Here is a 25,312-nt window from a genome sequence, read left to right on the forward strand (position 1 = left end):
AATATGAGCGAATTAAGAGGAACAGAGCAGCGCAATCCACACAGTCTTCATTTAGATGAATGGTCAACACTAGAGATTGTTCAATTTATGAACAAGGAGGATGAAGGAGTTGCTCAGGCAGTCCGTGGAGCACTGGCAGAAATTAGCCTTGCCGTCGATGGGATTGCTGACAGATGGAAGCGCGGCGGCAGATGCTTTGTTGTTGGGGCAGGGACGAGTGGCAGACTGGCGGTAGTTGATGCAGTAGAGCTAGTTCCGACGTTTTCAATCGCGCAAAACAGATGGGTGCCTCTCCTTGCTGGCGGATATGAAGCAATGTGGAATTCCCTTGAAGAAACAGAGGATGATGATAACTGGATTATTGCTGCACTGAACAGCCACTCTCTTGCAAAGGACGATGTGGTGATAGGGGTAACAGCCAGCGGGTCAACACCTTTCGTTCTCGCTGCTGCAAAACTTGCAGCTCAAGTCGGTGCGATGACAATTGGAATCAGCAACAATGAACAAACTGTTTTATCCTCTATATGCGAAATCGGGATAGAGGCGCCAACAGGACCTGAAGTGATTAGGGGATCAACAAGGCTGAAGGCAGGCACAGCTCAAAAAATGATTTTGAATATGCTGTCAACAGCAACGATGACAAAGCTCGGCAAAGTATATCAAAATGAAATGGCAGACATGAAACTGATTAACAAAAAGCTTGTGGACAGAGCTGTGCAGATGCTGATTAACATAACAGATACAACAGAGGAAGAGGCGCGGGCTGCTCTTATGAGTGCAGACCTTAACTTGAAATCAGCAGCATTTTTGATTCTGACAGGTGCAGCAGCTGAGGAAGCAGCGGAATTCTTAACACAATCAGAGGGGCATTTAAAAAAAGCGATTCAGCTTTATTTCCAGGACGTAAAGGAGGGGAGGGCTTAAACGAACAAAGAAGATTAATCTAAGCTATTATATATAATTTTTTTACTTTGAAAAACTAAAGGGGTAATAGTATGAAAGCTTATTTGCAAAAACTTGGTCGAGCTTTAATGCTGCCTGTAGCTGTATTGCCAGCGGCAGCGATTTTAATGGGGATAGGTTATGCAATCGACCCTTCTGGATGGGGAGCAGACAGTCCAACAGCAGCTTTTCTAATAAAGGCTGGTTCTTCCATTCTTGACAATATTCCATATTTATTTGCAGTTGGGGTTGCATTAGGATTATCTAAGGATAAGGATGGATCTGCTGCGTTAAGCGGTTTAGTAGCATTTCTAGTTATTAAGACATTGTTATCCACAAATTCCGTTGCGATGCTTCAAGGAGTTAATCCAGAAGATGTGAATATTGCCTTTACAAAAATTGAAAATGCCTTTATTGGGATGCTTTCTGGTATAGTCGCATCGATTATGTATAATCGCTTCAGCAAAACACAGCTTCCAGCCGCATTTGCATTTTTCAGCGGCAAAAGGCTTGTTCCAATTCTAAGTGCTGTCAGTATGCTTGTAGTTGCTGTTATCTTATTATTCTTATGGCCGGCTATCTACAGCGGATTAGTATCATTTGGAACACAAATCAGTAAGCTAGGAGCAATCGGAGCAGGTTTATATGGTTTCTTCAACAGACTGCTTATCCCGACAGGTCTCCATCATGCGCTGAATGCCGTATTCTGGTTTGACTTAGCAGGTATTAATGATATCGGGAACTTCTGGGCTGGCAAAGGGGAAAAAGGTGTGACCGGTATGTATCAAGCAGGCTTCTTCCCTGTTATGATGTTCGGATTGCCAGCAGCTGCTTTGGCAATGTACCATACAGCTAAGACGAAAAGAAAGAAGCAAGTCGCATCCCTTATGCTTGCAGCAGGAATTGCGGCATTCGTAACAGGTGTAACAGAGCCAATTGAATTTGCCTTTATGTTTGCAGCACCTGGATTGTATTTAGTTCATGCCGTGCTTACTGGTTTCTCACTGGCAATCGCGTCCTTCTTCCATTGGACGGCCGGGTTCTCCTTCAGCGGTGGCTTAATTGATTTTATTTTAAGCTCACGGCTGCCTTTGGCAAACCAGCCGTATATGCTGATTGTTCAAGGGTTGGTTTTCGCCGTTATTTATTATACGCTGTTCCGCTTTTTAATCACGAAGTTTAACTTGACGACACCAGGACGTGAGGAAGAGACTGCTGAAGAAGCAGCGGTAACAACACAGACTGGTGATAACAAATTTGCTGCAATGGCTTCACAAATATACGAAGGTTTAGGCGGAGATGAAAATGTCGCTTCTGTCGATAACTGTGTAACAAGATTAAGAATTGAAGTGAAAGACATGAATGCAGTAAATCAGAATAAAATCAAAGCGACGGGAGTGCCGGGAATTAATATCGTCGGCCCAACTAGCATTCAAGTCATTGTCGGCACACAAGTGCAGTTTGTTGCAGATGAAATAGAGAAAATCAGACACGAAGACTAACAGCTGTCTCTTAAAATACGAACAAATCCCGATTAAAAGGTAATCGGGATTTGTTGTATGTTAATGGAGGCGTAACTCCTGTTATAAATAATCTTAAGAGTGATATTCACAAGAATTCTGCTCTTTTATTAAAAAAGTAATTTTCTAAATAATTTTATAATGATATGATATGTAACAAGATTAAAGAGATTTGGTTAAAGTGAAAACTGGTCAGATATTCTGACAAGTGTCTCGTTTTTTTACATGAAAAGAGGTAAACTAACGCAAAAGAGTGTTTTTTTTCTATTTAATAGGGAATGTTGTTTTTGGATATAGTTCGTATTTTGCTTGGATTTTATTATTTTAGAACTGTTTTTTTATAATTTTTTATTTAAAAAGCGCACATTTTGTTGTAAATAAATAAAAAGGTATGTATAATACAGGTATAAACAGTTTGGCAGGTGATTATCATAGATTCGAATGAAACGAAAAGATTACTTTCTCAAATCTATAATAAAGTATCAAAGGAATTGTTTGGTGCTGGTACCACATTGCTGAAAGTAACCATCGATCAAAACGTAATAACCTTGCAAGCCAAGCATCCGAGGGCTTCCCGATCAGCTGCACTGGAAGGGGAAGTGCCGAGCTTAAAGCTAGAGGTGGATTTCCATCTGTCTCTATTGTTTAAGAAAAAGTTCAGGCAGCAGCTTGAGGAACAAACAGGCTGGAATATTGAAGCTTTATTAAGAGATTACGATTCATTCACTCAATTTGCTTTTACAAATATCGTCTTAAATACTAAATAATGAGGATTTTTGCTTGGATTTATCTGAGTGAAACGCCAAAATATAAGACTAAGATAGTTTTCCCTTTGTTTATCAAAGAAAAGACAATCTTAAGTAGAAGAATGATTCTATTTAAGATTGTCTTTTTTTGTTTTGCTTCGCGCCTTTAAGGCGGGCAGGATAAAAAAAGGGAGTATTATACAGCATTTATTATAAAAAAATACCTAATAGAAATGAAAATGGAGGAGCATAAAAAATGAAAAAAATAGTTCAAGCATTTGCAGCATCATCTTTACTGTTATTGGCAGCTTGTGGTTCTAATGATTCAGGCAGCAACGAAGGAAAAGAGAAACTTGTTGTATCGACATGGGGCTTTAATGAAGACTTTTTCCGTGAAGAAATTTATAAGCCTTTTGAAGAGGAAAACAATGTAGAAATCGTTTTAGATACAGGCAATAATGCTGATCGTCTCAATAAAATCAAGCAAGGCAATTCAGATGTAGATGTTATTTTCTTATCAGACTACTATGCACAGCAAGGCATTCAAGATGGATTATTTGAGACGATTGACCGCGAGAATATTCCTAATGTTGACAAAATCTATGATGTAGCGAAAGCTCCGCTAGGGGAAGAATACGGACCAGCGTACACAATTGCTCAGTTTGGAATTGCTTATAACCCTGATGAGTCTCCAATTGAAATCACTTCTTGGAAGGATTTATGGAGTGCAGATTTAAAAGGGAAAATTACCATTCCAAGCATCACTTCTACAACAGGTCCGATGATGGTTGATTTAGCATCACAGGTGAGCGGTCAAGAAACATTTAACGAAGATGCAGCTTTCACATCCTTGAAAGAAATTATGCCAAGTGTTGTGAAGGAATACGGACAAACTTCTGAATATGTAAACATGTTTGCACAAGGCGAAATTGCAGCTGGACCAATTATGGAAATGTATTTTGCTGACTTGAAAGAAGCAGTTCCAAATGCAGAATTTGTAACACCGGCTGAAGGTGGTTATGCAGTAATGAACACAATGAATGTTATTAAAGGAACAGATCAAAAAGAGCTTTCTGAAAAATTCATCAACTACATTCTCGGTCAAGAAGCTCAAGAGAAATCAGCAAAAAATAAAGTGGATTCTCCTGTAAATATTGATGTTGAGCTGACAGAAGAGGAAGCTGAGGGACTAACATATGGAGAAGACTTGATTAACAGTCTTCACACAATGGATATGAAATTCGTTAATGAGAACTTGAGCAAGTGGATAGACCGCTGGAACGGTGAGCTTATTCAATAAGAGTAGGAGGAACTTGGAATGCCTGAAAAGCTGATACTTGATGTGGATACAGGGATTGATGACGCGATTGGCATTTTGCTCGCCGTTAAAAGCAAAAACTTTGACCTGTTAGGTATAACGACAGTGAGCGGAAACGTCTCCTTGAATACCGCGACTATTAATACATGCAAAATACTTGATTTGCTTGGTAGTACAGAAATACCGGTTGTTAAGGGAGCAGAGTCTCCCTTGTTTAGAAAGCCGGTTTTTGAACATCGTATTCATGGAGAGGATGGCCTTGGCGGAGCGTTAAAGGATATCCCTGTAAGCAATGAGATAAGCGATGGCTTTGCACCAGACTTCATAATCAATTCAATTTTAAGTTTTTCTGGAGAGGTTACCTTAATCTGTACCGGTCCTCTTACCAACTTGGCATTGGCTGTGAAAAAATGTCCTCAAATTACGAAGCATGTCAAAAAGGTGATTTTCATGGGCGGTGTAGTAAGAGGTGTCGGCAATATTACCCCAACAGCTGAGTTCAATGCTTATGTTGATCCAGAGGCTGCAAAGATTGTCCTTCAGGCTGGCTTTCCGTCCATTGTACAGGTTGGCTTGGATGTAACTAGAAAGGCATTGCTTACTAGAGATCATATTCAACAGTTGAAAGATGAAAAGCTTGCGAGCTATTTAGATGAAAGCACAAGCGATTATCAGCAAAAGTACTACTCCCGCTATAATGTGCATGCATGTGCCATGCACGACCCGTTAGCGGTCGGAATTGCCATTAACAGCAAGCTGGTGGTAACAGAGAAGCATTATGTGGATGTGGAAACAAAGAGTGAATTATGCGATGGTCAGTTTGTGTGTGATTTCCAAAACCGCTTGAACAAGGAGCCTAATTTAGAGGTATGTCTTGAAGTGGATACGGAAGCCTTTTTTGAAATGTTTATTGAAACTTTAAATTCTAAAAACTAAACAGGGAGTGATGAGATGAAGAAAAGATATCTATACCTGTTGCTTCTACCAGGATTGCTGTTTTTAACTGTCTTTATGGTTATCCCAATCTTGTCGATGATTGGTACAACCTTTCATGATAATGGAACAATTAGTGTAAAAGGATATATCGATTTTTTTAAGGATGATTATTTCATCAAGATTTTACTGACTACCTTGCGTGTCAGCTTGTTGACGACGCTTATCTGTATCTTGATTGGCTTTCCGGTCTCTTATTATATTTCTAAACTTCAAGCTCGGAAAAAGGCAGTTTTCCTGCTGTTAACTATTTTTCCGTTGTTGACAAGCCCTGTTGTCCGCTCATTTAGCTGGATGATTATTATCGGGAAAAACGGAGTTCTGAACAAGATTTTACTAGGAGCCGGGCTTATCGACCAGCCGCTTGAAATTTTGTATACACCAACAGCTATTATTATTGGTTTAGTGCATTTATTCCTGCCTTTAGTAATTGTTACACTTGTTGGAGTAATGGAGAATATCGAAATGGATTTACTGCAGGCAGCAGAGAGTCTTGGGGCATCAAAACTCGGAGTCTTCTTGAAGATTGTTGTGCCGCTTTGTGTGCCAGGGCTGGTAATCGGCAGCATTCTCGTGTTTGTCGGCAGCTTTACAGCTTATACGACGCCAGCATTGCTAGGCGGAAAACAAAGGGTTATTTCGACGTTTTTATATCAAAATGCGATTACATTAAATGATTGGAAGCTAGCATCCATTGTAGCAACAATCATGATTGTGGTGACCTTTATTATTATTTCCATTATGAATGGAGTAGCAAAAAAACTTAATCCGAAGGGGTAGAGGTGTATGCAGGAAAAGAATAGAGGGTTGGCCCTGTTTACCTTCCTCGTTTTTGTTTTTTTACTAGGGCCTTTGCTTATTATATCAATTACTTCATTTGAGGGCGGAAGCATCTTGAAGTTCCCTCCTGAAGAGTATTCGTTTAAATGGTATGAAAATATTTTTCAAGTAGAAATGTTCTTGAGCACATTCAAGACATCTATCCTTGTTTCCATTGCCGGAAATATTTTAGCATTATTACTTGGCGTGCCAGCTGCATATGCGTTAAGCAGATTTGACTTTGCGGGTAAGGGAATTATCAATGGGATTTTTGTTTCGCCAATTCTTATTCCGGGAATTGTGTTAGGTTTTTCCTTCTTACGTTATATTGTGGTTGCATATGAGCTGCCGATCTATACTTCCCTATTTATCGGTCATACTGTCATCATGCTGCCGTTTGTTATTCGTGTTATCTCGTCAAGCTTAACAAACTTTGATTTTTCGATAGAGGAAGCTGCACTTAGTTTAGGAGCAAGCAGAATTGGCACCTTTTTCTCGATAGTTGTCCCGAATATAAAATCAGGCATAATTGCAGCTGTAATGATTGCCTTCTTAGAGTCATTCAATAATGTTGATATCTCTGTTTACATGACAGGACCAGGTGTGAGCACATTCCCAATCCAGATGCTGTTGTATGTAGAGAACTACTTTGACCCTACTGTTGCAGCTATATCTGTACTGTTAATGATTATTACTGCATTGTTCATGTTTATAGTAGAACGATTAATGGGATTATCCTATTTTACAAAAAGATAGAAGGGATTGTTAAATGTGGCTTTGTTTACATTACAAGACATATCTGTAGCTTATAACAAAAAAGAAATTCTTAAGGATTTCAATCTTGAAATCGAAAAGGGGCAGCTTGTATCCCTGCTTGGACCAAGCGGCTGCGGCAAGACAACAACGCTTCGTCTAATTGCCGGTTTCCTGCAATCAAATAACGGGAAGTTCTTGTTTAAAGATAAAGATTATACAAAGGTTCCTGTTAACAAAAGAAACTTTGGGTTTGTGTTTCAAAACTATGCTTTGTTCCCCCATATGACTGTTGCTGATAATATTGCCTTCGGTCTTCGTTTGCGAAAGGTTCCGAAAGCAGAAGCTGTGAAGCGAGTAGAGCGCATGTTGGAAATCGTCAATCTAGAAGGATACGGTAAAAGATACCCTGCAGAGCTCTCAGGTGGACAAAGACAACGGGTCGCAATCGCAAGAGCACTTGTCATTGAACCGGATATTCTCCTTTTTGATGAACCATTAAGCAATCTCGATGCTAATTTGCGTGTCAATATGCGTGTTGAAATAAGAAGAATACAGCAAGAGCTTGGAATAACAACGGTATACGTTTCTCACGATCAAGAAGAATGCTTCTCTATTTCTGATCAAGTAGCCATCATGAATAAAGGCATCATCGAGCAATTGAGCGATCCTGCAACCATTTATAAATATCCTGCAACAAAATTTGTCGCTGATTTTATCGGCTTCAAAAACTTTATTGAGTTTGATAGAAGAGAAGATAAAGGGGATATAGTGGAGCTGTATAAGAATGGCAGTATGTTTACTGTTGAAAAACATTCCCATATGACGCCAGCTAAAAAGGTTGGAGCTGTCCGGCCAGATGACTTCCTGCTTGCAGAATGGAACGAAACACAAGTCCTTCCTTCTAATGGCATACCAGGAAAAATAAAGATTACAACATTCCTCGGCAGAAGCTATCAATATGTTGTCAGCACACCAATTGGTGAATTTACTGTTAATAAAGAGATGACAGCACCATTTAATGTCGGACAAGTTGTAGTCCTGATTATTCCAAAGGATCAGATGGTGCTTGTAGAGTAGGAGGGGTCAAACAATGAAAGTAGATATGCTTATTAAAGAAGCAATGGTTTTTAACAGCTATTTCAAACAGTTCACAAAAGCAAATGTCGCTGTTAAGGATGGCAAGTTCTTTTATATAGGTGCAAAAGGCAGTGAAACGTTTACGGCAGAGAAAATAATAGAAGCTGCTGGCATGTATCTTGTTCCAGGATTGATTGATATCCACCTCCATATTGAAAGCACGATGGTTACTCCAGCGACATTTTCATACGGTTTGCTAAAAAATGGGGTCACCACGATTGTACCTGAGCCTCATGAAATGGCAAACGTGTTTGGAATAGCAGGTGTAAAAGAGATGATCAAGGCAAGCAAGAACTGTCGTTTGGACATGTTCTATGCTATTCCAAGCTCGGTTCCTGCAACTAGTATGGAAACTACTGGCGGAGCAATTGAGATAGAAGATATCGAAGAATTGCTGCAGACAGAGAGAATAAAATGCCTTGGGGAAATCATGAATTATTATGATGTTATTTCCAAACCAGGCGGAAAAACAAACAAGATATTATCATATATGTCAGAGAATTATCCTGAGCTTATTATTGAAGGACATGTTCCAAAACTCCTTGATCTCGAATTACAGAGTCTGGCATTTGCAGGAGTTACATCCGATCATACCCATCAAACAGTAGCAGGGATGAAGGAGCGTATAGCAATAGGGATGTTCCTTGAAATTCAAGAAAAATCAATGACAAAAGAAGTTATAGATTATTTAATTGATCAAGATGTTGATGAGCATTTCTGTTTTGTGACAGATGATGTAATGGCAGATTCCCTGCAAAACAGAGGGCATTTAAATGTTCTCCTGAAAAAAGCTATCGCAATGGGCATGTCTCCTGAGAAAGCGATTTATGCTTGTACTTATACACCAGCTGCCCGCATGCGAATGTATGACAGAGGCGTAATTGCACCAGGCAAGCTCGCAGATTTTCTGCTAATTTCAGAGTTAGAAAGCTTTCATATCCAAGAAGTATATAAAGAAGGAACAAAGGTCTATGATGAGACAATTCCTTACGTACAGGAAGAAAGCAGCCAAGCATTTCCGAGCAGCTTCTACGAAAGTGTAAATCTAAACAAACTGGATGAAGATGCTTTTCAAGTGAAGCTTATGAAAAATGATGGCAAAGTAAAATGCCGAATAATGAATGTGAAAAACGGCTCTACCTTCACAGAAGAAAAACATGATGATTTAAATATAGAAGCGGGTATGCTGCAGTGGGAGGAAAGTGAATACGGACTTCTTGCTACATTTGAACGCTATGGCAAGAACGGCAATAGTGCAAGAGGGCTTATTGGCGGGGATGTCCTGAAAAGAGGTGCTGTTGCCACAACTTATTCACATGATAACCATAATCTCCTTGTCCTAGGTCAAAATAAAGAGGATATGGTGATAGCAGCGAATGAAGTAATAAAGCAGCAAGGAGGAATCTGCTGTGTTCATAATGGCGAAATTCTTGCAAATGTGCCGTTGCCTGTTGGCGGTATTCTTTCAGAAGAGCCTTTATCTATCATTTCTAAGCAGGTAGAACAATTAACAGCAACACTCCAAGCGCTTGGCTATGAACATTATAATGCGATTATGTCGTTAAGCACTTTATCGCTGCCAGTAAGTCCTGCATTAAAAATTACAGATCATGGCTTAATTGATGTTAATAAAGGGATGGTTGTTCCTTTAGTGGTTAAGTAAGCAATAAAAAAAGAACTAGATTTAAATAAAGTGTACCCTTTGTAAAGGACATTTTATAAAAAGTCTATGCTGCTGTAAGAAGATGATCTCTGTATTGAACAGGGGTCATCTTTTTTAAGTTCCATTGGTATCTATAGTAATTGTAATAAATCATATATTGTTTGATTTCCTTTTTTACTTCATCTAAACTTGTACATGTTTTAATAGAGGCTTCATCTTTAAGATGGCCAAAGAATGATTCTTGGGGGGCATTATCCCAACAGTTTCCTCGTCTTGACATAGATTGGCGTAACCCTAATTTTTTTACTGCTTTTTGAAAGATAGGACTTGTATAATGAACACCTTGATCGGAATGAATGAAAGCATCTTTTGCACACGTAAAGTTTCTGTTCTTCTTTAACTTCTTGAGAGTGACTGTTGCCAATTCCAAGGTCATTCTATCCGATACATGATAGGCTAGAATTTCACCAGTTGAACTGTCCTTAACTGCTGATAAATAGGCTCTTAGCCCTTTGCCGAAGGAAAGGTATGTGATATCAGTCAGAAGCACTTTCCCTGGAATCCCTTGCTTAAATTGTCTATTTAAAAGGTTTGGTACAACACGGTGTTCCATTGTAGCTTTCATCATTTGTCTATAAGGATTTGCCTTTCTAATCGGACAAATAATATTGTATTTCTTCATAATTCTTCGTATACGTTTTAAATTATAGACAACTTTAAATTGACCCGCCAAAGTCATTTTAATTTGGCGTGCCCCTTTCTTACGATTCTTGAAATGAAATGCTTTTAAGATGATTGCCTTCACTTCTTCATCCTGTTCATCTTTTCTCTTTCTTTGTTCGTGTGACTTTTGAGAAAAGTAATTATAGTAGCCACTTCTTGATACACCTGAGATATCACATAAATAACTCACCATATGCTTCAATTGGTATTTTTCAATTACCGAATGTATGAGGCGATATTTTTGGAAAGGAGGGAGAACTACTTTTTCATCCTCCTTTCTGCCAAACGAATCTTTTTTAATAGTTCGTTTTCTGCCTTTAATAAATTATTTTGAGCTTCTAGTCTTGCGTATTTCTCTTCCATGCTAAGTTCTCTTTCACTAGGTCTTCCTGAATTCTCGTTTCTGGTATCTTGTAACCCAGATACCCCATTTTCACGATAGTTAGCACGCCATCTCTTTCCCGAAGAACTAACTCGAGGCATACCAATAATATCTATATCGAACCCGCATTCCTCAAATATTACCCTTGGTAGCTTACCTTTTTCGTTTTCTGCGATAAAAATATGTTTAAACTCTTCCGTATAAGTGATTCCTTTTGCACTTACAGATTTAACGTACTTATTAGCTGATAGTAGTTTTATCTCTTTCTCTGTAAAAATCCTATTACTCATAAAAAATCTCCAGTCCCATGTTGTTTTTTCTCTAGTTGTGTTTCTTTATTATACAAAAAAGCACCCTATAGGTAGACTTTTTTTAGTGTCTACTCTATAGGGTACATTTTAAATGGATCTAGTTCTTTTTTTATATTTATTTAATGCCCTTCATTTTGCCTTGAATCATTGGTGATAGAAGGAATAATACAAGAGCTAGTACAATCGAGCAGCCACCGATGATGCCGAAGTACAACATTTCAGTTTTTTCTGAATAGAACTTAACAATTTGTGCATTCAATCCTTGTGCTGCGGCATTAGATAAGAACCAAAGGCTCATCGTTTGTGCAGAAAATGCAGCCGGCGCTAATTTTGTTGTTGCTGATAATCCTACAGGAGATAAGCAAAGCTCTCCAATTACAACGATAAAGTAGCTAAGCACAAGCCATAAAGGATTAACAAGCGAGTTCGCTCCGCCAAAATAAGCTGGAAGCAGGATTACTAGGAAAGAAAGACCTGCAAACAGCAATCCTATTGAGAATTTCTTTGGGATAGAAGGCTGGCGGTCACCAAGCTTAACCCATAGCCATCCTATAATTGGTGCAAAGATAATGATAAACAGCGGGTTCAATGATTGGAATAGTGTTGGCGATAAGTGCAAGCCAGCAAATTCAAGCTGTGTACGTTTATCAGCATATCCTGCAAGAATTGTAGAACCTTGCTCCTGTATTGCCCAGAACATTACAGATGCTAAGAACAATGGGATATAAGCAATCAAACGAGAACGTTCGTCAGATGTTGTTTTTGGACTGCGGTACATTACCGTAATATAGATTGCTGGAATCAAGAATCCAAGGATACCGACTACAATAGCAAAAGTGTCAAATGTAAGAAGGCCTGTTGGAATAGTAATGGCTAAGATGATAGCAAGAACAACGATTCCAATACCAATAATAGAATAAACCTTTTTCTTTTCAGTAGCTGAAAGAGGATTTGCAACAAGGGTACCTGCCAACCCAAGGTTTTTCTTTTTTGTAAACATAAATACTAATAATCCAATAAGCATACCGATTGCAGCAAGACCAAAGCCTAAATGGAAGCTTGTGTTCATGCCGACTTCACCGACAATCAGCGGAGAAAGGAATCCTCCAAGGTTGATACCCATGTAGAAGATACTGAATCCTGCATCGCGGCGATTGTCTTCCTGTGAATAAATTTCACCGACAATACTTGATACGTTTGGTTTCAATAAGCCTGTACCAATAACGATTAGCACCATTGATACGAAGAACATGCTGATGCTTCCTGGTACTGCTAAAACAATATGACCAAGCATGATGAAAATACCGCCATAAAATACTGCTTTAGAAGTACCAAAAATTCGGTCAGCTAACCAGCCGCCAATGATTCCTGACATATAGACAAGTGAACCGTAAATAGACGTAATGGCAAATGCAGTAGTTTCAGGAATGCCTAGTCCGCCTTTTGAAACTTCATAATACATGTAGTAAACAAGGATAGCTTTCATTCCGTAGTAAGAGAATCTCTCCCAGAACTCTGTGAAAAACAGAGTGAAAAGTCCTTTTGGATGACCAAAAAAACCCTTTTGCGGAACACTGTCCACAATTTTCTGTTTATTTAAGTCTAGCATTGTTTTAACCTCCTCTAGTATTCTAATATAATACTGAAAAAACAGATGTTTTGTCAAAAAAATTTTTAATATATCGAACGATATTGTTCTGTAAAGGATTAAACAAGTTTTTCCATTTTTATAATCAAAATAGTTTTATATAGTTTTAAGTAGAATTTTGTTATTTTATTATATCTATATATAGTTTTTAGGTATAATTTGGAATAATTAGAAATGTAGTGAAAAGGAATGGAAATATGTACATTCGGTTAAATTAACAAATGTTTGTAAATTTAAGGAGGTTAAAAAACATGAAGGATACAAGTGAGTTTGTACAAACATTAAAGGAAAACAGTAAAAAACAAGAGAAAAACAAACATAAAGGAAAAGGCCATCCAGAAAGCAGCCTTCCTAACAAACAGCATTGATGTGAAAGCTGCCTGTTTTAATAAATGGGCAGCTTTTTTTCTTTCTGCCAATTCTAATTTTCCCCCAACTAGCACCTTTTTAAACGAAACGCATAACTTAACAAGGGCTGTTTAAGGAGGGAGAACAGATTGAAAATTGAACGTGTTGTCACTTATTACGGTTATGATCTGCTTATTAATGAAGAACTACATAAGAAATGTTTAAGTTGTCAAAAGTGGTATGCTTTTGCAGAGGAATTAGGCTTTTGTCCAAACTGCATGAAATCCATTAGAGAGAATAAGCGTATGTAAATGGAAGCATGTTTTCCTAAATATCGGGTATTCTACTTATTAGACAATTAATGTGTGGAAGGGAGTACAAGAATTTATGAAGGAAATGACTGTTTACTTAAAGGAAGCAACAGAAGCACAGCCAATTAACTCATTAGAAGCAGCTTTAGTTACGACAGAAGGGATAGAGAGAGCCCTTGTTGATGTTTCGGACGGAGAAGTCAAAATTGTTTATGATGAAAACCAAATAACAAAGGAAACAGTACTAGAGAAGATAAAAGAGCAAGGGTTTCATTCTATAAGCTGACACTAATATAACTTAAGTAAAGAAAACTGTCCTATTAGTCTAGTAAATGCATATAAATAAAGTAAGTTTGCATGCTAATAGGAGGAGCTTATGTTTTCTTTAATCGGTAAGGCCGTGTTAGGAATGGCGTTGCTCAGACTGCTGTCAGGATGTATTGAAATAACAGCAGCAGTATTGATGCTAAAGTCCAATCAAATAGAAAAAGCCTTAATTATCAATAGTTCTCTTGCAATTGTCGGTCCGCTCATCCTGATTGCCACGACATCAATCGGCCTTTTCAGTATTGCTGACAAAATTTCGTTCGGGAAGATGCTATGTGTGCTAACAGGAGTTGGCTTTATCTTGTATGGTGTTAAGGGCAGCTGAATAATAATAAACCTGATAGACTTCTATCAGGTTTATTTTGCTTTTTGTTTATAGCAGCTCTAGCTGGTTGCTGTCTGGTTTTTTATTTTGTCTGTTTCTTCCTCTATAGAAACAACATCAATTCGTTCAAATAACGGCTCTATATCCTTTATAAAAGCAGGTATCTTTTCCGTGTATTCCCAAGACCATTTTTCAAGCTGAAATAGAGATTTAAGTTTGTTTGAACTAAATGGTAAAAAGGGATGGAGCATCTGCCCGATATTTATTAACAGGATGCAGCAATCATAAATCGTCTGACGGCATGATTCCTCGTCTTCCTTGATATCAATCCAAGGTTTCCTATTATCAAAATATTTATTCGAATATCGAATAAGCTCAAACAATGATTGAAGTGCCTGCTTTATTTCTCCTGCTTCTATTTTTTCAGCCACTAGTATGTAGCTAGTATTAATTTGCTTGCGGACTTCTTCGCTTGTCTCCCGTTTTTCCACATTATTTGAATAGTATTTACTGATGAATTTCACAGTCCGATTCACAAAATTACCAAAGCTGCCGAGAAGCTCACTGTTATGGCTGTAGATGAATTCGCGCCAAGAGAAATCAGCGTCCCGCTTTTCAGGAGCATTGATTGTAAGAAAATAACGAATAGAATCTGGGTGATATTTCTTGATTAAGTCAGGAATCCAAACAGCATAGTTTTGGCTTGTAGAAATTTTCTTTCTCTCCAATGTCATATATTCATTGGAAAGAATATAGTCCGGCAGTGCTTTGATGTTTAAGCCAAGAAGGAGAGCCGGCCAAATAATAGTATGAAAGGGAATATTGTCTTTCCCATGCACATAATAAGACACAGTATTCTCATTCCAGTAATCTTCATGCTTTCCTCCGGTTTTGTGAGCCCAGTGTTTGCTTGCTGAATAATATCCAGCAACAGCCTCCACCCAAACATATATTTTTTTATCTTCATAGTTAGCGATTGGAACACTCACACCAACAGGCAAGTCTCTTGTTACAGCTCTGTCGCGCAGTCCTTCTGTTAAATATCTTTCTGTCAAAAATCTGGCATTGTTTCTCCATGTCTCATTCTTTGAAGAGCTTTTCAGCAGTTGCTCAAGCTGCTGCTGAAAGGAGCTTAAGGAGAAGTAAAAGTGCTCCGTTGTTCTAACAGTAGGTTCATGCTGGCAAAGCTTGCATTTTTTATCATGAAGCTCCAATGCTTCTAAAATGGCAGAGCAATGATCACATTGGTCTCCCCGTGCCTTATTACCGCAGGCTGGGCAGATGCCTTCAACAAAGCGGTCTGGCAGAAATTGAGCACAGTTTATACAGTATGCCTGCTCGACCTCTTTTTTATATAGATGACCATTTTTTTGTAAAGCTAAAAATAGCTCCTGAACGGTTTTATGATGATGGTCTGCATCTGTTCTTGTATAAAAATCATAGGAAAATCCTAGTGCTTCAAAATCATGTGCAAATTCCTGATGATACCTGTCTGCGATTGTTTTTGGCTCAACGCCTTCTTGGTTTGCCCGAACTGAAATGGGAGTACCATTGCAGTCACTGCCTGAGACATAAAGTACTTTTTCTCCTTTTTGCCGGTAAAATCTTGCCAGAATATCACCGGGCAATAAACTTGCGATATGGCCGATATGCAATGAGCCATTTGCATATGGCCAAGCTCCTCCAATAAAAATAGTCATCCTGCATTCCTCCTAAAAAGTTTTGGAAAAATGAACAAAGCTGCAAAATAAAAAGCCCCGCCCTTTTCCATAAGAAAAGGACGGGGCTCTATGCCGCGTGTTACCACCTTTGTTCACTGCTTGCTCACACAAGTCAGCCTCTGCAAGTACACCCAGCTTAATAAAAGCCTTCATACTGTGACATGGATAACAAGTGTCAAATCTTGCCGCAGCCTACTAATTAATATGTTCAGTGCGGAGCTCAGAGTCCATTTTTCTAATAGATATCAATGCTTCCTTGCAGCAGGGTGGAAGCTCTCTGTAAAAGATAATCTATTGTACTTTCCCTCATCAACGCTACATTTTATATGATTGGATATATTATAAGCTTTGTAATTACCAAAATCAACCATAAAAGAACAAAAGAAGAAAATTAAAATAAAGCGTTTACATTATTAATGAAAGCATTTACAATATAATTGTACCAACAAATATAAGACGTTCTAATAAATAGATGGTTAACATTAGATAATGGAGGTTCCATATTATGAAATTCCCTAAAGATTTTTTATTCGGTGCAGCATCGGCTTCTTACCAAGTGGAAGGTGCGTGGAATGAAGACGGTAAAGGTGTGACTAACTGGGATATCTTCTCTAAAATACCTGGAAAAACATTCGAAGGAACGAATGGCGATGTTGCAGTTGACCATTATCATCGCTACAAGGAAGATGTACGATTAATGGCTGAAATGGGATTGGAATCCTATCGCTTCTCCATATCTTGGGCACGGATTATTCCAGATGGTGATGGAGAAATTAATGAAAAAGGAATTGAGTTTTATAATAATTTAATAGATGAATGCCTAAAGTACGGAATTGTCCCGTTTGTGACTCTTTACCATTGGGATCTCCCGCTTCCATTAGAAGAGGATGGCAGCTGGACAAATAAACGCACAACAAATGCGTTTGCTAAATATGCGGAAGTTTGCTTTAAAGCATTTGGAGACAGGGTTAAGCATTGGATTACATTTAATGAAACAATTGTTTTCTGTACGCTAGGGTATTTAAACGGTGCTCATCCGCCAGGATTAGTGAATGCGCATAAAGAATATTTCCAGGCGACACATAATGTGTTTCTTGCCCATGCGATGGCAGTGAAGAAATATAAAGAACTAAAGCAATACGGGGAAATTGGTATTACGCATGTATTCAGTCCTGCATTCGGCGTGGACAGCAAGGAAGATAATCGGTTTGCTGCTAATCATGCGAATTACTACCAAACATATTGGTACTATGACCCTATCCTTAAAGGCGAATATCCGCAATATGTATTGGATGCACTAACGGAAAAAGGACTGACGCCAGATTGGACAAACGAGGAGCTTCAGCTTTTGAAAGAAACAGCTGGCTTCAATGATTTTATCGGGCTTAACTATTATCAACCGGCACGTGTTGAAAAAATTCAAGGGTCAGCTGAAGCAGTTGAAATCAGCCGAGACAATGCGACAGGCAGGCCTGGAAACCCATCCTTTGACGGGGTCTACAAAACGGTCATGATGGAGGACAAAGTGTATACAAAATGGGGCTGGGAAATCTCTGCAGAAGGATTTCTTGATGGCTTGCGAATGCTAAAAGAAAGATATGGAGATGTAAAACTGTATATTACGGAGAATGGTCTTGGTGACGAAGATCCAGTCATTGAGAATGAAATTGTCGATGTCCCAAGAATTAAATATATTGAAGAGCATTTAAAAGCAGTAAAAACAGCAATTGGAGAAGGTATCCATTTAAAAGGATACTACGCATGGTCTGTAATTGATCTTTTAAGCTGGCTGAACGGTTATAAGAAACAGTATGGATTCATCTATGTGGACCATAAAAACAATCTGGCAAGAAAGAAAAAGCTTTCCTTCCATTGGTACAAGCATATTATTGAAACAAGAGGAGAAGAGCTTTAATTGTAGTCTGTAAGTATTTAAAAGGGGTATTCTTCTAGGTAGAAGTCTGCCCCATTTTTATCGAGAGGAGAAAAGCATATGACAGTCAAATACCAAATGGTTGCCAGTGCCCTCGAGAATGATATTCTAAAAGGGAATTTCCAAGCGAACGAAAAGCTCCCGACAGAAGAAGAGTTGATGCATAGGTTTCAAGTCAGCCGTAATACCATTCGAAGAGCATTAAAAATATTGGCAGATGAAGGCTATGTCTATCAAGTGCAAGGTAGCGGTCTTTTTTTGAGAGAGTTTTCCAGGCCTGGCTGTATAACGATTCGAAAAATGCGGGGGCTCACTAGTGAGTTGGCCGGGGCTGATATGAACAGCTCTATCATTGAATTGTCACTCGTGCTGGCTGACAGCAAACTGGCTGCTAAAATGAAGTGTAAGCCTGGTGATTCTCTTTACTATATTAAAAGACTTCGCTTCGTAAATGGCGAGCCTCTTGTTTTAGAAGAAGCTTACTACAATAAGACATTGGTACCATATTTGAATACAGAAATTGCTGAATCATCTATATATCGATATATAACAGAAGACTTAAGACTAAAGGTAGGGTTTGCCGATAAACTCATTTATTGCGAGAAGCTTTCGAAAGAGGATGGTCTTCATTTAAGTTTGCCAGAAGGAGACCCTGCCTTAGTTGTGGAAAATACCGTTTTTTTAAATACAGGAGTTGTATTTAACGTTTCTCTAGAAAAATATAATTATGCTTCAGCAAGACTGCTGGCATTGACGTTTTAAAGAGGAGGCCGCTTATAAAGCGGTTTTTTTCATTATGAAAAAGGGGGGAAGTACGTTTGACCCTTATTGACAATAAATTTTTTGGCCCTATACTATTGTATATCGGTTAATTTTTCTGAATAGTATGTAAATTATTGATGGGCCATACACGTAAATCAAAAGATATTTAAAAGATTTGCCTAGTCCCCAAACAGGAAGATACTTGCATATAATAATAATGAAGAGGGAGTGTCAAAGTTTATATAAAAGCATTTTACCAGCAATAGAGGTTAGTATGCTGACTTATTATCATTGCTGGGTATCGTAAAATTATAACAATACTTGTCTTTAAAAACGGCACACTTATCGTGACGAAGATAAGGGGAGATTAACAAATAAAGAGAAGTAAGTTTTAAAAGAGCATCGAAAAAAAATATAATGGCTAAAAGCATGGATTATCAGGGGGAACACTATTATGGAGGAATATTTAAAAGAAAGGGAAAAAGAGATGATTGAGCTGCTCAAGAATCTCGTAAATATTGACAGCGGAAGCTATGTAAAAAAAGGAGTCGACCAAATTGCAGACATCTTAGAGAGTAAGTTTGCAGAGGCTGGCTTTGTTTCAACCATAAAAAAAGAGAAGAAAACAGGAAATAATCTTGTTTTGCGTCATAAGGATGCTAGAGATCCGAAAGTTATTATTGTTGCCCATATGGATACTGTCTTTCCGGAAGGCACTGCAAAAAAACGCCCGTTCCGAATAGAAGGAAACAGAGCATACGGCCCTGGAGTTGTTGATATGAAGGGCAGCCTTGTATCTGTTCTGTATGCAGTTAAAGCACTAAGAAGCATTCATTCTTCTGCACTAAAAAATGTGGAAATAGTCTTAAATAGTGACGAAGAAATCGGTTCAGCTAATTCAAGAAAGCTTATCGAACAAACGGCAAGAGGGAAGGATTATGCCCTAATTGTGGAGCCAGGCAGAAAGGATGGTTCGATTGTATCTGCTCGAAAAGGCGGGGGACGCTATACGATTATGGTCAAGGGAACCAGTGCACATGCAGGTGTTGAGCATGAAAAAGGGAGAAGTGCAATTGAGGAGCTGGCATACAAAACCATTAAGCTTCAAAAACTGACTAAATACCAAGAAGGAATAACTGTTAATGTAGGAATGATTGAAGGAGGAACATCCATCAATACGGTTGCTTCATCTGCGAAAGCTGGAGTGGATGTTCGTCTTGTTAATATGGAACAAGCTCCTCTTATTGATAAGCAAATCCGCGAAATCTGTGCTGTTTCTGACGTGGAAGGCACTGAGATTGAGGTGAAGGGGAGCATAAGCAGACCGCCAATGGAGAAAAACAGTCAATCAGTTCAACTATTAAAAATAATTAAAGAAGCTGGCAAGGAACTTGGAATTGAAGTCAAGGACACCTTTACCGGCGGAGGCTCTGACGGAGCATTTACAAGCTCGATGGGAATTCCGACAATAGATGGACTTGGACCAGTTGGAGGAAATGCCCACAGTGAGGAAGAATATTTGGAGTTGGATACTTTCATTGAGCGGACACTGCTTCTTGCAACAGTATTAACAAAACTGACCGCCAAAGTGAGAATGACAGCGTAAGCTAGATAATGCTTAACACAAAAAAAGCGAATCAATGATTCGCTTTTTTTTGTGTGTATTATTCGCCGCGCACAGCTTTAATGGCTGCAGCTCTGTCTTCACTGTCATAAATAAAGGAACCGGCAACAAGAACATTTGCACCTGCTTCTTTGCAAAGGACAGCTGTTTGTTCATTTACACCGCCATCTACTTCGATTTCAAGTCCTGGATTGAACTGATCAGCAAGTTTACGAACTTCTGTTATTTTTGGCAATACGCTCGAAATGAAAGCTTGTCCGCCAAAGCCCGGGTTTACCGTCATGAGCAATACCATTTCAACATCTTGAATTACATGCTTAATCATCTCAACTGGTGTGCTTGGATTTAGAACAACACCTGGTTTTGCGCCATGCTCTTTAATGAGCTGGAGTGTGCGATGAAGATGAGGACATGCTTCTGCATGTACTGTGATAATATCTGCACCAGCTTTAGCAAATGCCGGGATATATTGGTCTGGATTTTCAATCATTAGGTGGACATCCAATGGAAGTGTTGTAACCGGTCTGATTGCACTAACAATTAGAGGGCCGATCGTGATATTTGGAACGAAATGGCCGTCCATAACGTCAACATGGATATAATCTGCTCCGCCGCGCTCCACATCTTTTATTTCTTCTCCTAGTCTTGCAAAATCGGCAGACAGGATGGATGGTGCTATTTTAACCATAATAATTGCCTCCACTTATGTAATAATTTGCAGCAAGCTTTCCATTACGTCGCCCATGACTTGGACAAAAAAGCTTTATATGTCTTCTTAGAAAATTATAACAGAGCCTACAAGAAAATTGAAGTATACGGAAACACAGCCCATTGAGGAAGAAAGACAGCAAAAAGACCTAATATCCTCCTAGCTTAAAAGCAAGAGATATTAGGTCTTTTGAATGGATATTACATAGATTGTTCGATTGCTGTTTTTACGTCCTCTGGAGAGTTCTGATAGCCTTCGGATATGCATTGTACAAGTAATTCCTTGTTTTTGTATTGTTCAGGCTTGTTCTTATTATAGTAATAACGTACACATTCTTCTTCTTTAAAGAACGCTTTCCCGATTTTTAATAATGCAGTGACTGGTAGAGCACTAAAGGCAGGCGCGTTTGCTGCTTCAGCTGGTTGAGCCTTAACTTCTTTAACTTCTTGTGTGGATGCTTTTAATTCTGCTGCAGGCGCTTGTCCTTGGCCTTCATGATGGAATTCTTGAACCACTTGATTAATTAAGTTTTCCTGAGAAACAAGCTGCTTTAAAAGCTTTTTCTTTACACGTTTCTTTTTGGACTGCAATCCAAAGGTTTGGAGGATATAATGCTGCAGCTCAGTGTTTTCTGCTAATTCTTCATGTGTTTTGTAAATCGAATTCATTGCTTAACTCCTTTTTTTGCTTCTATCTATTTGCATATCTTATTCGAACAAATTTTTTGCACTTGTACTATTATATACTAATCTATGAAAAGTACAAAATATCCTTCGTGTTGCGAAGTAATGCTCACGAAAAAAGAGGAGGGCAGAGGCCCTCCTTTTAAGTATTTAAGCTCGTTCTTCAAACAGTCTTGCAATTTCAACAATAGTATTAGTTGCTTTTTGCATGTTATCTACTGAAATATACTCATATTTACCATGAAAGTTTTCTCCACCTGTGAAAATATTAGGTGTCGGCAGCCCCATATAGGAAAGCTGGGACCCGTCTGTTCCTCCGCGAATTGGTTCAATAATCGGTGATATTCCAAGGTTTACCATTGCTTCATGTGCAACTTCCACGATTTCTTTAACAGGTTCAATTTTTTCGCGCATATTATAATATTGATCCTTTAGGTCTAGGACTACTGTCTTTTCTCCATACTTCTTATTTAATTGAGCTACAATCTCAGATAAATTTGTCTTTTTCTCTTCAAACAGTTTTCTGTCAAAATCACGGATTATATATGCAAGCTTCGTTTGTTCCACATCACCTTCAAAAGATAGAAGATGGTAAAAGCCTTCGTAGCCGGATGTTTTTTCAGGGGCTTCTTCAGAAGGCAAGCTGTTTTGTAATTCCATCGCGATTTTCATAGAATTGACCATTTTTCCTTTTGCTGTGCCAGGATGGACATTTGTACCATTTACCGTGACTTTTGCCCCGGCTGCATGAAAGCTTTCATATTGCAGCTCGCCTAATGGACCGCCGTCCACTGTATAAGCAAAATCTGCTGCAAATGCTTTGACATCAAACTTATGAGGCCCTCTTCCTATCTCCTCGTCAGGAGTAAAGGCAACCCTGATTTTCCCGTGCCTAATATCAGAGTTCTTTAATGTAATAAGGGCAGTCATGATTTCTGCAATGCCTGCTTTATTGTCAGCACCTAAGAGGGTTGTTCCATCTGTTGTAATTAACGTATGACCTTTGTAGTTTGCAAGCTCTGGAAAATCAGCTGGAGATAATACAATATGTAAATCAGAATGAAGGACAATATCCCCGCCGTCATAATATTCTACTATTTGCGGACGGACATTTTTCCCAGTAAAGTCAGTTGCTGTGTCCAAATGGGCCAGAAAGCCGATAGTTGGGACACTTTTCTCTGTATTGGCAGGCAGTGTTGCCATAACATAGCCATTTTCGTCTATTGTCACTTCTTCCATGCCAATTTCTTGTAATTCATTCACAAGCTTTTTGGCTAGTGTCAGCTGTCCAGGTGTAGAGGGGCATGAAGTGCTTTCCTCGTTTGATTGTGTGTCAATGACAGCATAGGATATAAAGCGATCAATGATAGAATTTTTCATTATTTCATCTCCTTATTAGCATCTAATGCGATTTTACCATATAAATATTTCGCCTGTCTTAATTTAAAAAAGGGTTAACAAGCCGTTTGTCACAAATATGTCAGAATTGACTGGCAAAAGGATGTCTAAAGGCTTTTTCTGTTCGCTACAATAGAAATATCAAAACGAAGGGAGCGGAAGATGAATAAAAAGGTTAAAGGGCTAATTTTTTCGGCAGTGGTTATATGCTTAGCAGGGCTGCTTGTTATGCTGATACAAACGAACGGACCGAAAGCAATAAAGGACATTAAAAAAATTGCGGCTCAAGAGACATACACGCAAGCTGACAAGGAATATATTGTTTACTTTTGGCAAGAGGCATGCTCTTACTGTAAACAAATAGAAAATGTCGTCCTTGAATACACAAAAACTGGAGAAACTCCACTTTATATCGTTGATATGGGCGATAAGGAAAATGCAGTCAGCTGGTATGATTGGCAAGAACATCACAACAAGTACGACAAAGTGATTGGTAGGGTGGAGGATGGGAAGGAAATTCTCGATGATGCCATAAATATCAATGATTTTATAAATGACAAGGATATAGCTTGGTCTATTCAATCGAGGGATGATCATAAATTGTATGCTGTCCATCAGACTGCATATGAAAATCAAATGCCAAAGTCAGCCTCCGAACTAGAAATAGCAGGGACGCCAACCATGCTGAAGATAAAGGAGGGCAAGCTCGTCGATTATCGTGTCGGTGTGGAGGAAGTGGCTAAATTGCTGAAGAATTAACTAATTAAGAAAAGCAGTTGCGAAAAAACCACAACTGCTTTTTTCACAGCTTATTATCAACTAAATGAGAATAATATTTTCTAATTGAGAAAAAACCAATTGACAATGAGAATCACTTTCATTTAATATGAACCTAGGGCAGGTTGTGCCTGAAATAGGTACAGGAAGGGGGGCGCTGAAAATTCGTATTTTAGCTTTACCAATATAACTATATAGAGGGGAGAAATATACTTGCTTAAACAGAAAGTTGCAATAAAAATAGTTGCAATATTAGCAATATTCACATTTCTATCTGTTGGTTTCAGCACTAAATCTTTAGCTGCATCACTAGCAGACGGCGAGTACTCCATTAATTACTCTGTATTAAGAGCAGATAATGACTCAGCCTCAATGGCTGATGGCTATTTCCAAAAACCGGCGAAATTGATTGTCGAAAATGGAGCTCTTAAAGTCCAAGTAGGTATTTCTACTTCAGCTATTACAGAGTTTAAAGTAGGAGGACAAAACGTTACCGAAATAAGTAAAAATGGTGAATCCAGTGTTGTTCAATTTAACATCAACTCACTTCAGAATCCTACAAATGCAGAGATTCATGTTATTGTGGAAGACCAGAATTACGACCATTGGTACACGATAAGATTTGATTTTGATGAAAGTTCAGCAAATGCTCTTTCTTCACAATCTAATTCATCCACTTCAGAAACATCAAATTCAACCTCTGAGACAGCAGCAAGTTCAACTGAACAAGACACAACAAAAGAAACAGCAGCCAAAGTGGAAAACCCAAGAACTTCTGATCAATCAGAAATCACTGTCTTCACTGTATTAATGGTTGTATCCCTTGGGATTATCGTATTTTATGTTGTAAACAGAAAAAAGCTAGTTAAATAGTTTCTAATAAGAGTTACAAATTCTACTAAAAAGGAGAAAAAGATGAAAATGAAAACTGCAAATATAGCACTTGCGTTTCTTGTAACAGTCTTTTCCGTTGTTAGTACAGTAATTCCTTTGGATAACAAAGCTTATGCTGCCGAGTCAAGCAGCCGTTCAGTTGTAGCAGATGGGGAATATAGTATCGGTTACACGGTATTGCATGCAACAAATAATGTAGCATCAATGGCCGACCAATATTATACAAAACCAGGAAAGCTAATCATAAAGAATGGTCAGGCTAAAGTCCAAGTAGAATATAGCAATTTAATTACAGAGTTTAAAGTAAATGGTACGCCGGCAACAAAGATAAGTGAAAGCGGCGGCAAAATTAAGGCTGAGTTTCCTGTTGCTGATATTGAGGGTTTAACAGCTGCAGAAATTCATGTACAAGTTCCAGCGATTAGTTATGACCACTGGTATACAGTGAGGATTGACTTTATTACTACTGGATTGTCCAACTAACAGCCGATTTAGTTCAGAATCAAGAAGCAGAACTAAATAACTACATGAAAAGAGCTACA

The 25,312-nt window shown here is 38.5% G+C and carries 25 protein-coding genes; 19 read left to right on the top strand and 6 right to left on the bottom strand.

The features are described from left to right. The first annotated feature begins 3 nt into the window (after window positions 1-3). The 9 genes from murQ (at window position 4) to L8T27_RS04955 (ending at window position 9,894) form a co-directional block, all read left to right on the top strand. Entirely contained in the window at window positions 4-924 is a 921-nt protein-coding gene (murQ, locus tag L8T27_RS04915; protein WP_233316778.1) for an N-acetylmuramic acid 6-phosphate etherase, read from the top strand. Between the two features lie 71 nt (window positions 925-995). Then, window positions 996-2,444: an N-acetylglucosamine-specific PTS transporter subunit IIBC gene (nagE, locus tag L8T27_RS04920; RefSeq protein WP_233316779.1), complete on the top strand. Its 1,449-nt coding sequence runs from the start codon at window positions 996-998 to the stop codon at window positions 2,442-2,444. A 440-nt stretch (window positions 2,445-2,884) separates the two neighbouring features. Then, complete coding sequence (locus L8T27_RS04925) at window positions 2,885-3,229, top strand: DUF2294 domain-containing protein (protein ID WP_233316780.1); 345 nt, start codon at window positions 2,885-2,887, stop codon at window positions 3,227-3,229. A gap of 235 nt (window positions 3,230-3,464) precedes the next feature. Then, window positions 3,465-4,508 carry an ABC transporter substrate-binding protein gene (locus tag L8T27_RS04930; RefSeq protein WP_237940992.1) on the top strand — a complete coding sequence of 348 codons (1,044 nt, stop codon included), beginning with the start codon at window positions 3,465-3,467 and terminating at the stop codon, window positions 4,506-4,508. 18 nt (window positions 4,509-4,526) lie between these two features. Beyond that, window positions 4,527-5,462, top strand: a complete 936-nt coding sequence (locus L8T27_RS04935; protein ID WP_237940994.1) for a nucleoside hydrolase — start codon at window positions 4,527-4,529, stop codon at window positions 5,460-5,462. Window positions 5,463-5,477: 15 nt separating this feature from the next. Next, window positions 5,478-6,299: an ABC transporter permease gene (locus tag L8T27_RS04940; RefSeq protein ID WP_233316783.1), complete on the top strand. Its 822-nt coding sequence runs from the start codon at window positions 5,478-5,480 to the stop codon at window positions 6,297-6,299. Window positions 6,300-6,305: 6 nt separating this feature from the next. Further along, window positions 6,306-7,094 (top strand): ABC transporter permease, encoded by a 789-nt coding sequence (locus L8T27_RS04945; protein ID WP_233316784.1) that lies wholly within the window; start codon window positions 6,306-6,308, stop codon window positions 7,092-7,094. Between the two features lie 15 nt (window positions 7,095-7,109). Further along, window positions 7,110-8,171 carry an ABC transporter ATP-binding protein gene (locus tag L8T27_RS04950; protein WP_233316785.1) on the top strand — a complete coding sequence of 354 codons (1,062 nt, stop codon included), beginning with the start codon at window positions 7,110-7,112 and terminating at the stop codon, window positions 8,169-8,171. Window positions 8,172-8,184: 13 nt separating this feature from the next. Next, window positions 8,185-9,894 (top strand): adenine deaminase C-terminal domain-containing protein, encoded by a 1,710-nt coding sequence (locus L8T27_RS04955; protein ID WP_233316786.1) that lies wholly within the window; start codon window positions 8,185-8,187, stop codon window positions 9,892-9,894. 64 nt (window positions 9,895-9,958) lie between these two features. Here L8T27_RS04955 and L8T27_RS04960 read toward each other — a convergent pair. Together L8T27_RS04960 and L8T27_RS04965 are read right to left on the bottom strand one after the other, a co-directional pair. Then, a protein-coding gene (locus L8T27_RS04960) for an IS3 family transposase (protein WP_237940996.1) occupies window positions 9,959-11,289 on the bottom strand; the annotation gives its coding sequence in 2 pieces (ribosomal slippage) (window positions 9,959-10,902 and window positions 10,902-11,289; 1,332 coding nt in all). A gap of 136 nt (window positions 11,290-11,425) precedes the next feature. Then, complete coding sequence (locus L8T27_RS04965; protein ID WP_233316787.1) at window positions 11,426-12,919, bottom strand: peptide MFS transporter; 1,494 nt, start codon at window positions 12,917-12,919, stop codon at window positions 11,426-11,428. A gap of 290 nt (window positions 12,920-13,209) precedes the next feature. Here L8T27_RS04965 and L8T27_RS04970 point away from each other — a divergent pair, with 290 nt between their 5' ends. The 4 genes from L8T27_RS04970 to L8T27_RS04985 all read left to right on the top strand — a co-directional run bounded on the left by L8T27_RS04970 (window position 13,210) and on the right by L8T27_RS04985 (window position 14,269). Then, window positions 13,210-13,326 carry a DUF4023 family protein gene (locus tag L8T27_RS04970; protein WP_233316788.1) on the top strand — a complete coding sequence of 39 codons (117 nt, stop codon included), beginning with the start codon at window positions 13,210-13,212 and terminating at the stop codon, window positions 13,324-13,326. Between the two features lie 129 nt (window positions 13,327-13,455). Then, a complete protein-coding gene (locus tag L8T27_RS04975; RefSeq protein ID WP_237940998.1) occupies window positions 13,456-13,617 on the top strand; it encodes a hypothetical protein in 162 nt (53 codons plus the stop codon). 76 nt (window positions 13,618-13,693) lie between these two features. Then, window positions 13,694-13,903, top strand: a complete 210-nt coding sequence (locus L8T27_RS04980) for a hypothetical protein (protein WP_233316790.1) — start codon at window positions 13,694-13,696, stop codon at window positions 13,901-13,903. A gap of 90 nt (window positions 13,904-13,993) precedes the next feature. Beyond that, complete coding sequence (locus L8T27_RS04985) at window positions 13,994-14,269, top strand: YqhV family protein (protein ID WP_233316791.1); 276 nt, start codon at window positions 13,994-13,996, stop codon at window positions 14,267-14,269. A 59-nt stretch (window positions 14,270-14,328) separates the two neighbouring features. On the opposite strand, the gene metG is transcribed toward L8T27_RS04985, so the two are convergent. Beyond that, window positions 14,329-15,969 (bottom strand): methionine--tRNA ligase, encoded by a 1,641-nt coding sequence (gene metG / locus L8T27_RS04990; protein ID WP_237941000.1) that lies wholly within the window; start codon window positions 15,967-15,969, stop codon window positions 14,329-14,331. 526 nt (window positions 15,970-16,495) lie between these two features. Here metG and L8T27_RS04995 point away from each other — a divergent pair. The 3 genes from L8T27_RS04995 to L8T27_RS05005 all read left to right on the top strand — a co-directional run bounded on the left by L8T27_RS04995 (window position 16,496) and on the right by L8T27_RS05005 (window position 20,291). Further along, a complete protein-coding gene (locus L8T27_RS04995) occupies window positions 16,496-17,905 on the top strand; it encodes a glycoside hydrolase family 1 protein (RefSeq protein ID WP_233316793.1) in 1,410 nt (469 codons plus the stop codon). A gap of 78 nt (window positions 17,906-17,983) precedes the next feature. Continuing rightward, window positions 17,984-18,685 (top strand): GntR family transcriptional regulator, encoded by a 702-nt coding sequence (locus L8T27_RS05000; RefSeq protein ID WP_233316794.1) that lies wholly within the window; start codon window positions 17,984-17,986, stop codon window positions 18,683-18,685. Between the two features lie 454 nt (window positions 18,686-19,139). Further along, complete coding sequence (locus tag L8T27_RS05005; RefSeq protein ID WP_237941002.1) at window positions 19,140-20,291, top strand: M20 family metallopeptidase; 1,152 nt, start codon at window positions 19,140-19,142, stop codon at window positions 20,289-20,291. A 58-nt stretch (window positions 20,292-20,349) separates the two neighbouring features. On the opposite strand, the gene rpe is transcribed toward L8T27_RS05005, so the two are convergent. The 3 genes from rpe to pepT all read right to left on the bottom strand — a co-directional run bounded on the left by rpe (window position 20,350) and on the right by pepT (window position 23,081). After that, window positions 20,350-20,997 (bottom strand): ribulose-phosphate 3-epimerase, encoded by a 648-nt coding sequence (rpe, locus tag L8T27_RS05010; RefSeq protein WP_237941004.1) that lies wholly within the window; start codon window positions 20,995-20,997, stop codon window positions 20,350-20,352. 221 nt (window positions 20,998-21,218) lie between these two features. Beyond that, window positions 21,219-21,686 carry a hypothetical protein gene (locus L8T27_RS05015; protein ID WP_233316797.1) on the bottom strand — a complete coding sequence of 156 codons (468 nt, stop codon included), beginning with the start codon at window positions 21,684-21,686 and terminating at the stop codon, window positions 21,219-21,221. Between the two features lie 165 nt (window positions 21,687-21,851). Beyond that, window positions 21,852-23,081 carry a peptidase T gene (gene pepT, locus L8T27_RS05020; protein WP_233316798.1) on the bottom strand — a complete coding sequence of 410 codons (1,230 nt, stop codon included), beginning with the start codon at window positions 23,079-23,081 and terminating at the stop codon, window positions 21,852-21,854. Window positions 23,082-23,261: 180 nt separating this feature from the next. On the opposite strand from pepT, the gene L8T27_RS05025 reads away from it, so the two are divergent. The 3 genes from L8T27_RS05025 (at window position 23,262) to L8T27_RS05035 (ending at window position 25,253) form a co-directional block, all read left to right on the top strand. Next, window positions 23,262-23,858: a thioredoxin fold domain-containing protein gene (locus L8T27_RS05025; RefSeq protein WP_233316799.1), complete on the top strand. Its 597-nt coding sequence runs from the start codon at window positions 23,262-23,264 to the stop codon at window positions 23,856-23,858. 231 nt (window positions 23,859-24,089) lie between these two features. Beyond that, the gene (gene isdC, locus L8T27_RS05030) at window positions 24,090-24,749 is read left to right on the top strand and encodes a heme uptake protein IsdC (RefSeq protein WP_233316800.1); all 660 of its coding nucleotides are present in this window, start codon (window positions 24,090-24,092) and stop codon (window positions 24,747-24,749) included. A gap of 42 nt (window positions 24,750-24,791) precedes the next feature. Continuing rightward, a complete protein-coding gene (locus L8T27_RS05035) occupies window positions 24,792-25,253 on the top strand; it encodes an NEAT domain-containing protein (RefSeq protein WP_237941005.1) in 462 nt (153 codons plus the stop codon). The last annotated feature ends 59 nt before the right edge of the window (window positions 25,254-25,312 follow it).

The sequence above is a fragment of the Niallia sp. Man26 genome (assembly GCF_022049065.2).
Taxonomy (GTDB): domain Bacteria; phylum Bacillota; class Bacilli; order Bacillales; family Cytobacillaceae; genus Niallia.